Genomic DNA, 13,152 nt, shown 5'->3' on the forward strand with positions numbered 1-13,152 from the left:
TCGGCTGCTTGCTAGTCAACCGGGCCCGGAACCAGCGGGGGCGCGCTGGCCGAATGCAGCTCCTAGACTTGGTGGCGGCGAGGGGAACGCACCGCTTCGATTCCGCGGCAGACCACATAGATCACGAACGAAATCGTGGTCACATATGGACTGATCGGCAAGGAACCAGCCAGGGCAAGAAGGATGCCGCCCACGACAGCCAGTTCCGCGAACACGATGGAGAGCACGACGGTGATGACCGGATTGGAGCTCACGCGCATGGCGGCTGCGGCGGGCGTGATCAGCAGCGCCAGCACCAGCAAGGCACCGACCACTTGAATCGTCACCGCTACAGCCAGCGCCAGGATCATCATGAAGACGATGGACAGGCCAGCAGTGCGCACGCCCCGGGCATTGGCAACCACCGGGTCCACCGAAGCGAAGGTCAGCGGACGCCAAATAACCAGCAGCGCGATCACTACCACCGCCGAAAGGACCAGCATTCCTGTCAATTGCACGTCATCCACGGCCACGATCTGGCCGGTCAGCAGGCCAAACTTATTGGCGCTTCGCCCTTCATACAGCGACAGGAACAAGATGCCCAGGCCAAGGCCGAAAGGCATCAGCACGCCGGTGATGGAATTTCGATCCCGCGCCCGGGTTCCGAGAATGCCAAGGATCAGCGCCGCGATCATGGACCCGAACACCGAGCCAGTCACCACGTCGGCGCCGATGAGCAAGGCGAAGGCCGCCCCCGCAAAGGACAGCTCAGCGATGCCGTGCACGGCGAAAGCCATGTCCCGCATCATGATGAAGATGCCGATCAGACCGCCAACCACGCCCAGGACTGCACCGGCAATCAGGGAATTGGTCACCAGCGGAAGCAGCAGTCCGTAATCCTGGAAGTTGAACGCCTTCTCGATGAGATCCGAAAAGTCCATGTCCTGCTCCTACTTTCCGGTCTCTAGATCGATTTCTTCAACGTGGTCGTGCCCATCGGCCGGCAATGCCCGATTGCCATCGCCCGAGACCACCACGATGCGGCCATTGACCCGCAGCACCTCGACCGGAGCACCGTAAAGTTCGGTGAGCACCGCAGACTGCATGACTTCATCCACGCTGCCCAGATGGAAGCGACCTTCGGCCAGGTACAAGACGCGGTCGACATAGGGCAGGATCGGGTTGATCTCGTGCGTCACGAAGACTACCGCGCTGCCGCGCTCTGCGGCCTGGCGGTGAATCACTTCGCTGATCGCCTGCTGGTGATTGAGGTCCAGGGAGAGCAGCGGCTCGTCGCATAGCAGGACCCGGGGATCGCTGGCCAAAGCCTGCGCTGCGCGCAGGCGCTGCTGCTCGCCTCCGGAAAGGTCGGACACCGCACGGTTGGCGTAGGCGGTAGCGCCGACCAGTTCCAGCAGTTCGTCGACCTTGTTGCGCACGGCCCTGCGGGCCACGCGAATCCCGGGCCGGGTTCCATCCAGTCCCAGTGCGACCAGGTCGCGAGCGCGCAGGGGAACGTTGTCCCCGAAGGGGCGCTGCTGCGGGATCAACCCCACGGCAGCCGACCCCCGGCGCACGGCCTCCCCGGCGATCGAGACCCTGCCTCGATTGAGCGCGGTGGTGCCGAGCATCGTGTTGATGAAGCTGGTCTTGCCCGAGCCGTTGGGCCCTAGAACTGCAAGGAACTCCCCCGCCGCTATGGATAGGTTGAGTTCATCCCAGAGCACGCGGGAGCCATAGGCAAGGCGCGCGTCTTCAAACCTGACGATGGGGGTCTCTGTCATTGACTGCTTTCTGGATTGCGCTGGCTGAGGATGGGCCGGCAACGAAAAACTGCGGCACCCGTAATGGGTGCCGCAGTCAATCGTATCAGTTGCGAGTCATTCGCAATATGCACTCAGGGGTGAGCTTGAGCTAATTTGCCCGTTTTTCGCTGCGAGGCGGGTTGACGCGTTTTCGCGTGGTATCGGTGATTTCACCGACCAGCACCTCGATCACGTCCTCCAGGAAGAGCACGCCGAGCGTTGCCCCCGACTCGTCGACAACCGCCGAAAGGTGGTTGCCTTCCTGCCGCATCGCTTCCAGGGCGGCCTCGATTTCGGTGTCCTGCTCCAACCGGCCCAGCGGGTGCAATGGCAAATCAAGCAGTGGCTGCGTGGAGTGGGCATCATCGATGAGCATCACGTCCTTCACATGCCAGTAGCCCACCGGAACCTCGTTCTTGGTGATCACCATGCGCGAGAATCCGGTCTTGCCGACCTTCTTCTCGAAAGCGCGCGCGGTCGTCTGCCCGTATTCCAAGGTGAACAGGTCATCCAGCGGAACCATGCAGCTGCGCGCGGTAACCGAGGAGAATTCCAGCGCTTTGGTCAAGCGTGCGGCATCGTCCTCATCCAGCGCGCCTTCCTCGGATGAAGCATCGATGATCGATCGGACTTCAGCGGCGGTATACGAGCTGGCCACCTCATCCTTCGGTTCGATACCGAAGGCGTGCAGCACCAGGTTCGCCACGCCATTGAGCGACGCCGTAATCGGCTTGAGCACCTTGGACAGGCCGACCAGTGGCATGGCCAGCAGCAGCACGGCCTTGTCCGCAACGGAAACCGAAATGTTCTTCGGCACCATTTCGCCGAAGGTCACGTGCAGGAAGGTCACCAGGATCAAGGCAATCAGGAACGCTACGGTGTCCGCAGCTGATTCGGCCATGCCGATCATGGTCAGCGGTTCGGCCAGCAGGTGGTGGATCGCCGGCTCCGAAATATTCAGGATCAGCAGCGAGCAAACGGTAATGCCCAACTGGCACACCGCGAGCATGATCGAAACATGCTCCATGGCGTACAGCGCGATCTTTGCCCGCTTATTGCCCTCGTCGGCCAAGGGTTCAATCTGCGAACGACGCGCACTCATCACCGCGAATTCGCCGGCAACGAAGAAGGCATTGCCAGCCAGCAAGACAATCAGCCAGACCAGGCCCATGAAGTCATTCATTGCCATCCTCCTGCACTGCTGGTTCGAAACGAACCTGCGAGATGCGGCGGCCATCGAGCTCGGTCACCGTGAAGGTGCCGTGCTCGGTGGCGACGCGGTCATTGAGTTCAGCCAAGCGGCCCAGTTCGGCGAGCATGAAGCCGCCGATGGTTTCGTAGGTCGACTCTTCCGGGATGACGTCCGTATCGAAGTTCTCGTTGATCTGGTCCGGGCGGTACATGCCCGGGAACAGCCAGTTGCCGTCGGGCTGGGTGACTGCTTCCTCCTCGTCCTCGTCGTGCTCATCGGAAACTTCGCCGACGATTTCTTCGACCAGGTCTTCAAGGGTCACCAGTCCAGCGGTTCCACCGTATTCGTCCATCACGATCGCGACCTGGAACTCGGCGGCGCGCAACTGCTCAAGCAGCACATCCAGGTGAATGGTTTCCGGAACGTACAGCGCGTCGCGGGCGAACTCGCCGACCTGCAGCGCTGCGCGGCGTTCGCGGGGCACCGAGACAATTGCCTTGACGTGGCAGATGCCTTGGATTTCATCGGTGGAGCCGGTGGTGACCGGGAAACGCGAGAATCCGGTGTCCGCGCTGACCTCGATCAGCTCGGAAAGTGCCGCCTCGGAATCAATGGTGGACATCGAGGTTCGCGGGGTCATCACGTCGGCGGCGGTGCGCTCGGAGAATTCAATGGTGGATTCCACGAAGCGAGCGGTCTGCACATCCAAGGTGCCCAGCTGAGCCGAACGGCGGACCAGCGATGCCAGTTCCTGCGAGGAGCGGGCCGCGGAGATTTCTTCCTTGGCTTCGAGTCCGAAGAACTTGCGCAGTACCGCATTCGAGAAGCCGTTGAGCACGATGATGGCCGGCTTGAAGATGGCGGTGAAAACCAGCTGCGGGCGGGCCAGCAGCTTGCCAACCTTCATCGCCTGGGCAATTGCCATGTTCTTCGGGACCAGTTCGCCGATCAGCATCGAAAGCAAGGTGGCAACGACCATCGAGATCACCACGGCAATGGCCAGCGAGCTTGCGGCCGGAATGCCGAATTGTTCCATCAACGGCTCGAGCAGCGCGCTCATTGCGGGTTCAAGCACGTAGCCGGTCAGCAGCGTGGTCAGCGTAATGCCCAGCTGGCAGCTGGACAGCTGGGTAGAGAGGGAGGTGAGGCACTGCAGCAGCGGCTTAGCGCCACGCTCGCCGTCATTTACGGCACGCTGCACGGTGCTTTTATCCAGGGCGACCAAGGAGAATTCCACGGCCACGAAGAAGCCGGTGCCGAGAATCAGCAGCAGGCCGAAAAGTATTGAGAGCCATTCCATAGGCGTTTACCGCCGCCTATTCACTGGCGTGCGAAGTTCAGTTCCAGTGCCGACAGGGCGGCAACTAGAAGGCTCCAAAAGGGAGGCGGAACTTCCTGAACATGGACTGTTGTGGCCGGCACTGCGCCCTTGGGCGGCACACCGGCTTGGAGAGTGGGATTCCATAGTGCGAATTAGTCTATCGAACGAAGGGCCATTGCGCACCACTTCGACACATGCTCGCCCAGCGGTGCTTTGGATACGCTGAACGGCATGTTAGGCGCAACACTTTCGTGACATTACATACGTGCCGTGGCCAAGTGGGCGGAAAAGTCACTAGACTGGTGCGCAGGTCTAGAAATCTTGTGGGCCGCAGTGGTCGTATCACGTCCTCGAAAGACCACCGGCTCAAGCTAGAACAACGTAGAAATCAGGGAAGAGGCGTTGCACGTGCCAGAGCAAGCACACCACCGACTTACTGAAGAGTTTGGTGGAAACGAGTGGCTAGTAGACGAGCTGTTCGAACAGTATCTCGTCGACAAGAACTCGGTAGATAAGAAATGGTGGGATATTTTCGAATCTCTCGCCGCCGAAAAGAAGGCACCAGCAGCACCGGCAGCGCAGCCGGCGCCAGCAGCGGCAGCACCTGCCGCAGCATCTGCAGCCAACGGGCAGGGCGCGCCACGCGCCGCAGCCCAGGCCCGTGCCTCCGAACCAGCACCGGCTGCCAAGGCAGCACCAGCTCCGGCCGCTGAAGCCAAGAAGGCCGAGCCAGCACCGAAGACTGCGCCGATCCCGGCACAGGCTCCGAAGGCTACGCCGTCCACCGAACTTTTCGGTGAGGAAAAGCGCACCCCGCTGCGTGGACCAATGAAGGCCATCGCAACCAACATGGATGCCTCCCTCACCGTGCCTACGGCCACCACCGTGCGTGCCGTACCGGCGAAGGTGATGATCGACAACCGCATTGTCATCAACAACCACCTCAAGCGCGCTCGCGGCGGCAAGATCTCCTTCACCCACCTGATCGGCTTCGCCGTGATCCGTGCGCTGAAGCAGATCCCGTCGATGAACGTCACCTACGACGTGATCGACAAGAAGCCAACTGCGATCCAGCCAGCCCACGTGAACTTCGGCATCGCGATCGACATGCCGAAGCCGGATGGCACCCGCATGCTGGCCGTGCCGAACATCAAGGCTGCCGAGACCCTGAGCTTCAACGAGTTCTGGGCCACCTACGAAGACCTGATCAAGCGCGCCCGCGGCAACAAGCTGACCGCTGACGACTACGCAGGCACCACCGTTTCGCTGACCAACCCAGGCGGCATCGGCACCGTTCACTCGGTTCCACGCCTGTCCAAGGGCCAGGCCGCGATCATCGGCGTTGGCGCACTGGAATACCCGGCAGAGTACCGCGGCTCCTCGGAGAAGACCGTGTCCGCCCTGGGTATCGGCAAGCACATCACCCTGACCTCCACCTACGACCACCGCGTCATCCAGGGTGCAGGTTCGGGCGAATTCCTGAAGCTGGTCGAGTCGCTGCTGCTGGGCGAGCAGGGTTTCTACGACGAGATCTTCGAGCAGCTGCGCATCCCTTACGAGCCGGTTCGCTGGGCCGTTGACAACCAGGTCGACATCGACCTGCAGGTCAACAAGGTTGCCCGCATCCAGCACCTGATCAACTCCTACCGCGTGCGCGGCCACCTGATGGCCGATACCAACCCGCTGGAGTACGTCCAGCGCAAGCACCCGGACCTGGACATCAATTCCTACGGCCTGACCCTGTGGGATCTGGACCGCGAATGGCTGGCCGGCGGCCTGGGCGGCAAGGACCGCGGCCTGCTGCGCGACATCCTCGGCGTGCTGCGCGATGCCTACTGCCGCACCATCGGCACCGAGTACATGCACCTGCAGAACCCCGAAGAGCGCGAATGGTTCCAGGCCAAGCTGGAGTCCGGCTACGCCAAGCCAAGCCGCGAAGAGCAGCTGCGCATCCTGTCGAAGCTGAACTCCGCCGAGGCTTTCGAGACCTTCCTGCAGACCAAGTTCGTTGGCCAGAAGCGCTTCTCGCTGGAAGGCGGCGAATCGCTGATTCCACTGCTGGATGCGATCATCTCCGACGCAGCCGACGAGCAGCTGGACGAGGTCGCGATCGGCATGGCCCACCGCGGCCGCCTGAACGTGCTGACCAACATCGCCGGCAAGACCTACGCACAGGTCTTCCGCGAATTCGAAGGCACCGCAACCCCGGGCTCGGTCCAGGGTTCGGGCGATGTGAAGTACCACCTGGGCACCGAGGGTTCGTACACCTCGGATGCGGGCAACCAGACCAAGATCTACCTGGCTGCCAACCCATCGCACCTGGAAGCAGTCGATCCAGTGCTCGAGGGCATCACCCGCGCCAAGCTGGACCGCCTGAACCAGAAGAACACCGTGCTGCCGATCCTGGTCCACGGCGATGCGGCATTCGCCGGCCAGGGCGTGGTCTCCGAGGTACTGGCCATGAGCCAGCTGCCCGGCTACAAGACCGGCGGCACCGTCCACGTGATCGTGAACAACCAGATCGGCTTCACCACCGCGCCGAGCTCCTCGCGCTCCTCGGTGTACGCAACCGACGTTGCACGCACCGTGCAGGCTCCGATCTTCCACGTCAACGGGGATGACCCGGAGGCAGTGGTGCACGTGGGCCAGCTGGCCTTCGAGTACCGCCAGAAGTTCGGCAAGGACGTCGTCATCGACCTGGTGTGCTACCGCCGCCGCGGCCACAACGAGGGCGATGACCCTTCGATGACCCAGCCGATCATGTACAACCTGATCGAAGCCAAGCGCTCGACCCGCAAGCTGTACACCGAGGCCCTGGTGGGCCGCGGCGACATCACGCAGGAAGAAGCCGAGAACGTGCTGGCCGAGTACAAGGAGAACCTGGAGCGCATCTTCGCCGAGACGCATGCGGCCCAGACTTCGCCGATCCCGATCATCACCCCGGGCTCGACCATCAACGATCTGGAGAAGCCATTCGCCCAGGCTGCCGACGAGAACACCGTCGACGGCGCACGCGGCTCGGCCATCACCGCCCAGACGCTGGCGAAGATTGGTGCCGCCCACCTGGATATCCCGGCCGGCTTCACCATGCACACCAAGCTGAAGTCGCTGCTCGAGCGCCGCGAGAAGATGTCCCGCGAAGGCGGCATCGACTGGGGCTTCGCAGAACTGGCAGCCCTGGGCACCTTGACCATGGAAGGCGTGCCGGTCCGCCTGGCAGGCCAGGACTCGCGCCGCGGCACCTTCGTGCAGCGCCACGCAGTCTTCCACGACCGCGAGAACGACACCGAGTGGTACCCGCTGCACCACCTGGCCGAAGACCAGGCACCGCTGTGGATCTACGACTCCCTGCTCTCTGAATACGCCGCGCTCGGCTTCGAGTACGGCTACTCGGTAGAACGCCCGGATGCACTGGTCATGTGGGAAGCGCAGTTCGGCGACTTCGTCAATGGCGCGCAGACCGTGATCGACGAGTTCATCTCCTCCGCAGAGCAGAAGTGGTCGCAGTCCTCCTCGCTGGTCATGCTGCTGCCGCACGGCTACGAAGGCCAGGGCCCGGATCACTCCTCGGCCCGCATCGAGCGCTTCTTGCAGCTGTGCGCCGAGAACAACATGGTCGTTGCCCAGCCTTCCACCGGTGCAAACCACTTCCACCTGCTGCGCCGCCAGGCCTACGCCCGTCCGCGCAAGCCGCTGATCGTCTTCACCCCGAAGCAGCTGCTTCGCCTGAAGGCCGCGGCCAGCTCGGTAGAGGACTTCACCACCGGAGGCTTCCGCGAGGTCATCGGCGATGCGTCGATCACCGATGCGAACGCCGTGGACAAGGTGCTGCTGTGCTCGGGCCGCGTCTACTACGATCTGCTGGCCGCTCGCACCAAGGCGAACGACACCAAGACCGCGCTGGTACGCGTCGAGCAGCTCTACCCGGCTCCGGCCGAGCAGATCGCTGCCGAACTGGCCAAGTACCCGAACGCCGAGGTGGCTTGGGTCCAGGACGAGCCTGCGAACCAGGGTCCATGGCCGTTCTTCGGCTTGTACGTTGCACCGGCACTGGAGCAGAAGATCACCTTGATCTCCCGCCCGGCATCGGCTGCGACCTCCGCTGGCAATGCAAAGCGCCACGACGCAGAAAACGCAGTGCTGATCCAGCAGGCCTTCGCCCGCTAGACCGCATCGCCTGAACGCTGCTGGCCAACTGTTGCCGGCGAACTATCCGGGGGTTCCACCTCGGAGGTTCGCCGGCAACAGCGCTTTAACCCCGGCGCTGGTTTTTCGCAGGGAATTGTGGGGTTTAACCAATGACCGCCTCCCCCGATGCCAGCGTTCCGACTGCTAAGGTGGGGAGCGATTCATCATTTTTGAGCCAACGAAAGGTCGCCCAGTTGGAGTTACGCACAATCCGAATTACCGCAATCGGAGATGAGCTACTGGCCGGACATGGCGACCCGCGGGGCCTGGGCTGGTTCGGCCGCGTCATGGCCCGCACCCAGGATCCGGCCCTGCGCCTGCAGTCCTTCGTCCTGGCTTCCCCGGCCGAGGGATCCGAAGCGCTGGCCGAACGCTGGCTGGGGGAAGCCTCCCGCCGATTCAGCGACCAATACGAAAACCGCCTGGTCATCGCGCTCTCGGACCGCGACGTCGATCTGGATGTCACCACCGCGCGCAGCCGGCTGAACCTGGCCAACATCCTGGATTCGGCCTCGCAGATGAACATCAAGGCCTTGCTGGTCGGCCCGGCCCCGGGCCTGGATGATGCGCGCAACCAGCGCGTGGCAGAACTGAACCGCGTCTACTCGGATGTGGCGCTGCGCCGCAACCACCACTACGTCGATACCTTCACGCCCCTGCGTTCCCATGCCCAGTGGCGTGCCGATCTGAACGCTTCCGGCGGGGTGCCCGGCCAGGCAGGCTACGGGCTGATGGCCTGGCTGGTGCTGCACCGCGGCTGGTATTCCTGGCTGGAGTTGCCTGAGCCAGGCGAGGGCTAGGGACCGCCGGTCCGTTAGGAAAATGGGCCGGAAGTGTGAAAGACTATGAGCCGGCCCGAATTTTCGGGAAGCAATATTGTTCCCTCTAAGGAGTCACCATGTCGAAGCGCGCTCGTAAGCGTCGCGATCGCAAGCGTGGCGGTGCCAACCACGGCAAGCGCCCAAACAGCTAAGCGAAGCGAACAAAAAAGAACCCCGTACCCTTCGAGATCAACTCGGAAGATACGGGGTTTCTCTTTGCCGTGCTAGTGGCCTGATTCCACGCGGATCTGCGAGATCCGCGCGATGATGCTGGCCTTCAAGGTCTGCGGGGCATGCTCCTGGCAGCTGCGGCGCACCACCGAGCGGATGATGCACTCCAGATCGTACTGCTCGGTGCATTCCGGGCAGCCATCCAGATGGGACTTGACCTCCTTGAGGTCATCGAGCGTCAGCGCTCCGTCGAGGTACTCGTAGATGCGGACGATGCGGTCATCGGCGCAATCACCCATTGAATTGCAATCCATCTTATTTCGCTCCTCGGTCAGCCTTGGCGGCACTCTTGCTCTGGGTGCCGGTGGCGATCCCACGATCTGCTGCGTAATCGGCCAGCAGTTCCCTCAAGTTCTTGCGTCCGCGATGCAACCGGGACATCACGGTGCCGATCGGCACGCCCAGGATCTCGCTGGCTTCCTTGTAGCTGAAGCCCTCGACATCCACGAAGTAGACGGCCATGCGGAAATCCTCGCCGATCGACTGCAGCGCGGCTTTCACATCCGAATCCGGAAGGTGGTCCAGCGCCTCGGCCTCGGCCGAGCGCAAGCCGGTCGGCGAATGCTCCATGGCCTGGGCCATCTGCCAATCCTCGACCGTATCGGTGGAAGTGCGCAGCGGCTCGCGTTGGCGCTTGCGGTACAAATTGATGTACGTGTTGGTCAGGATGCGGTACAGCCAGGCCTTCAGGTTGGTGCCCGGCTTGTACTGGTGGAAGGCGGAATAGGCCTTGGTGTAGGCCTCCTGCACCAAATCCTCGGCATCCGACGGGTTGCGCGCCATGCGCAGGGCAGCCGAATAGAGCTGGTCCACGTACTGCATCGCGTCACGCTCGAAGCGTTCGCGGCGCTGCTGCTCGGACTCGGAGGCCACATCGGGCAAATTCTCGTCCACACTCTTGTTGTTCATCACTGCCGAGTCTACGCGTTCGAACGGCTTTATGCGCGTGCCAGCGCGGGCCCGGGCCGGCCGCGGTTGCTCGGCGACGGCGCAAGCGGTGCCGCCGGCGTTTGAAGTGTCCTGTCGTATCGTCACAGTAGGTATAACCAGCGGAGCTAAAGCCTTATTCCCGCACCGATCTCGGCTAGAATTAGGCAGCGGGCGCACAGTACTTGCGGTACTGCCAGCGGCCCCGAATTGAAGCCTCGAGCCTAAGGATCTACCAATCAGCACTGCAAGCGCCCCCGGGAGCCCCCTCGATCAGCTGCACGACGCAGAAAAGAACTGGTGGGCAGCGCCCTATGCCGCCGCCGGACTGGATGCAACCGTCCCGGTGCCAGCTTCGAAGTCGCTGACCAACCGGTATCTGATCCTTGCGGCCCTGGCCTCCTCGCCATCCACGATCCACAACACGCTGATCAGCCGCGACACCGAGCTGATGCTCAGCGCCCTGGCCGGATTCGGGGTCGGGATCAAGCGCACCGAGCAGGCCGACGGCTCCACCACCGTGGACATCACCCCGGGCCAGCTGGCCGCCGGACCGCTGGCGATCGACTGCGGCTTGGCGGGCACGGTGATGCGCTTCGTTCCCCCATTGGCTGCCGTCGCCGGCGCCAAGGTGGCCTTCGACGGCGACGCCGCGGCCCGCGTGCGGCCCATGGCCCCGGTACTGGACGCGCTGGCAGCCTTGGGCGCCCGCATCGACTACGCCGGGAGCACCGGCATGCTGCCCTTCACCATTGATGCCAGCAAGCTGAAGCAGGATGCCGAAGTGGTCATCGACGCGTCGGGCAGCTCCCAGTTCATCTCCGCGCTGCTGCTGGTTGGCCAGGCCCTGCCCGGCGGGCTGAAGCTGCGCGCCGCGCCGGGGCCTATCGCTTCCCCGGACCACATCGCGATGACCGTCCAGACCCTGCGCGATTTGGGCGTAGAGGTAAGCGTCGATGCCGATGCGCGCGGCTGGAGCATCGCCCCGGGCCAGCTGGCGGGCTTCACCGTCACCGTGGAACCGGACCTGTCCAACGCCGGACCGTTCCTGGCCGCCGCTCTGGCGAGCCATGGCACCGTGCGCGTGCCCTTCTGGCCTGCCAGGACCACCCAGGTCGGCGGCAAGTGGGTAGAAATACTGGCCGCGATGGGAGCGGAAGTCAGCCACGGCGGCGACGGCGTGCTCACCGTGCGCGGAACCGGAGTCATCCGCGGCATCGACTACGCCGATGCCTCCGAGCTGGCCCCTACCCTGGCAGCACTGTGCGTGCTGGCCGATTCGCCGAGCAAGCTGACCGGCATCGGGCACCTGCGCGGCCATGAAACCGATCGGCTGGCCGCGCTGGAAACCGAATTGTCCAAGGTGGGCGCCAGAATCACCGCCACCGCGGACGCGCTGGAAATCGTTCCCGGAGCCCTGCAGGCAGCGGATATCGATTCCTACGAGGACCATCGCATGGCGACCGCCGGTGCCCTGCTGGGCCTGGCCATCGACGGGGTGCGCGTGGAAAACATCGCCACCACCGCCAAGACCATGCCGGATTTCCCGCAGCTATGGTCCCGCATGGCGGCTACCGCAAAGGGCCAGGGCTAATGCGCTACTCCGACTACGACGAATCCTCGGTCCGCGTCCGCCCCAACAAGAAGGGCAGCCGTCCGCGCACCAAGGACCGCCCGGCCTACGAACAGGCGGTCATCGGCCGCATCATCACCGTGGACCGCGGCCGCTACACCGCAATCCTGGATGAGGACACCGCCACGGAGCGCATCGTCATCGCCGCCCGGGCCCGCGAGCTGCGCCGCCAGGCGATCGTGCCCGGGGACCTGGTGGGACTGGTGGGCGACACCTCCGGAAAGCCCGATACCCTGGCCCGGCTGATCCGCATCGAAGAGCGCACCACGCTGCTGCGCCGCAGCGCCGACGACACCGACGCCACCGAGCGCGTGGTCGTCGCCAATGTCGACAAGCTGGTCATCGTCGTGGCCGCCGCCAATCCCGAGCCGCGCACCGGCTTCGTGGACCGCGCGCTGGTCGCCGCCTTCGACGCCGGCATCCAGCCGGTGCTGTGCGTGACCAAGGCGGATGTGAAGGATCCGGCCGACTTCCTCAAGCACTACGAGGGACTGGAGTTCCCCGTGGTCATCTCCCGCACCACCACTGCCGACGCCTCCGGCGTGGACGCGCGCGGCGCCGACGGTTCCAGCGCCCGGCTGGATGCAGGCGCGCTGGCCGAACTCGAAGAGATCCTCTCCGGCTGCGTCTCGGTAGTGCTGGGCCACTCCGGAGTAGGCAAGTCCACCCTGGTCAACGCCCTGACCGGTTCGACCCGCGCCACCGGGCACGTCAACGCGGTCACCGGCCGCGGACGCCATACCTCGTCCAACGCCCTGGCACTGCGCCTGGGCGACACCCCTGGATCCTGGCTGATCGACACCCCCGGCATCCGTTCTTTCGGGCTGGGACTGGTAGACCGGGACAATATCCTGGCCGCCTTCGAGGACCTGGCAGAAATCGCCACCGGCTGCCCGCGCGGTTGCACCCATGCCGCCGGCGAGGCGGGCTGCGCGCTGGAAGCTTGGGCCGAAAATGCCGAAGGCACCCAGGCCGCTGACCGGTTGGCCTCCTACCGCCGGCTGGTCACCACCGAGGAAACCACGCACGAAAAGGAGCTCGGCGCGCTCTAGGCG

Annotated in this window: 11 protein-coding genes; 5 read left to right on the plus strand and 6 right to left on the minus strand. The window is 63.8% G+C overall.

Translation table 11 applies throughout. From position 1 onward, the window contains the following. Positions 1-62: 62 nt before the first annotated feature. From ACP3TE_RS00990 to ACP3TE_RS01005, 4 genes are all read right to left on the minus strand, one after another. On the minus strand, positions 63-920 hold the full coding sequence (locus tag ACP3TE_RS00990; protein WP_105658383.1) for a metal ABC transporter permease: 858 nt from the start codon (positions 918-920) through the stop codon (positions 63-65). Between the two features lie 9 nt (positions 921-929). Beyond that, entirely contained in the window at positions 930-1,763 is an 834-nt protein-coding gene (locus ACP3TE_RS00995) for a metal ABC transporter ATP-binding protein (RefSeq protein ID WP_105662569.1), read from the minus strand. 130 nt (positions 1,764-1,893) lie between these two features. Further along, the gene (locus ACP3TE_RS01000; RefSeq protein WP_166650811.1) at positions 1,894-2,967 is read right to left on the minus strand and encodes a hemolysin family protein; all 1,074 of its coding nucleotides are present in this window, start codon (positions 2,965-2,967) and stop codon (positions 1,894-1,896) included. Then, a complete protein-coding gene (locus ACP3TE_RS01005; RefSeq protein ID WP_105658381.1) occupies positions 2,960-4,276 on the minus strand; it encodes a hemolysin family protein in 1,317 nt (438 codons plus the stop codon). The genes ACP3TE_RS01000 and ACP3TE_RS01005 overlap by 8 nt, the downstream gene beginning before the upstream one ends. 429 nt (positions 4,277-4,705) lie before the next feature. Here ACP3TE_RS01005 and ACP3TE_RS01010 point away from each other — a divergent pair, with 429 nt between their 5' ends. From ACP3TE_RS01010 to ACP3TE_RS01020, 3 genes are all read left to right on the plus strand, one after another. After that, the gene (locus ACP3TE_RS01010) at positions 4,706-8,464 is read left to right on the plus strand and encodes a multifunctional oxoglutarate decarboxylase/oxoglutarate dehydrogenase thiamine pyrophosphate-binding subunit/dihydrolipoyllysine-residue succinyltransferase subunit (protein WP_426734894.1); all 3,759 of its coding nucleotides are present in this window, start codon (positions 4,706-4,708) and stop codon (positions 8,462-8,464) included. Positions 8,465-8,679: 215 nt separating this feature from the next. After that, positions 8,680-9,285, plus strand: coding sequence for a GDSL-type esterase/lipase family protein (locus tag ACP3TE_RS01015; protein ID WP_105662568.1), 606 nt, complete (start codon positions 8,680-8,682; stop codon positions 9,283-9,285). A gap of 98 nt (positions 9,286-9,383) precedes the next feature. After that, positions 9,384-9,458, plus strand: coding sequence for a 50S ribosomal protein bL37 (locus ACP3TE_RS01020; protein ID WP_369299107.1), 75 nt, complete (start codon positions 9,384-9,386; stop codon positions 9,456-9,458). Positions 9,459-9,530: 72 nt separating this feature from the next. Here the strand turns inward: ACP3TE_RS01020 and rsrA are convergent, their stop codons facing one another. Both rsrA and ACP3TE_RS01030 read right to left on the minus strand, forming a co-directional pair. Next, positions 9,531-9,791: a mycothiol system anti-sigma-R factor gene (rsrA, locus tag ACP3TE_RS01025; RefSeq protein ID WP_105658379.1), complete on the minus strand. Its 261-nt coding sequence runs from the start codon at positions 9,789-9,791 to the stop codon at positions 9,531-9,533. Between the two features lies 1 nt (position 9,792). After that, positions 9,793-10,446, minus strand: coding sequence for a sigma-70 family RNA polymerase sigma factor (locus ACP3TE_RS01030; protein WP_166650812.1), 654 nt, complete (start codon positions 10,444-10,446; stop codon positions 9,793-9,795). A 295-nt stretch (positions 10,447-10,741) separates the two neighbouring features. Here ACP3TE_RS01030 and aroA point away from each other — a divergent pair, with 295 nt between their 5' ends. Then, positions 10,742-12,058, plus strand: coding sequence for a 3-phosphoshikimate 1-carboxyvinyltransferase (gene aroA, locus ACP3TE_RS01035; RefSeq protein ID WP_426736263.1), 1,317 nt, complete (start codon positions 10,742-10,744; stop codon positions 12,056-12,058). Next, positions 12,058-13,149: a ribosome small subunit-dependent GTPase A gene (rsgA, locus tag ACP3TE_RS01040; protein WP_105658377.1), complete on the plus strand. Its 1,092-nt coding sequence runs from the start codon at positions 12,058-12,060 to the stop codon at positions 13,147-13,149. The genes aroA and rsgA overlap by 1 nt, the downstream gene beginning before the upstream one ends. The last annotated feature ends 3 nt before the right edge of the window (positions 13,150-13,152 follow it).

The sequence above is a fragment of the Glutamicibacter sp. 2E12 genome (genome assembly GCF_050030965.1).
Classification (GTDB): Bacteria; Actinomycetota; Actinomycetes; order Actinomycetales; family Micrococcaceae; genus Glutamicibacter.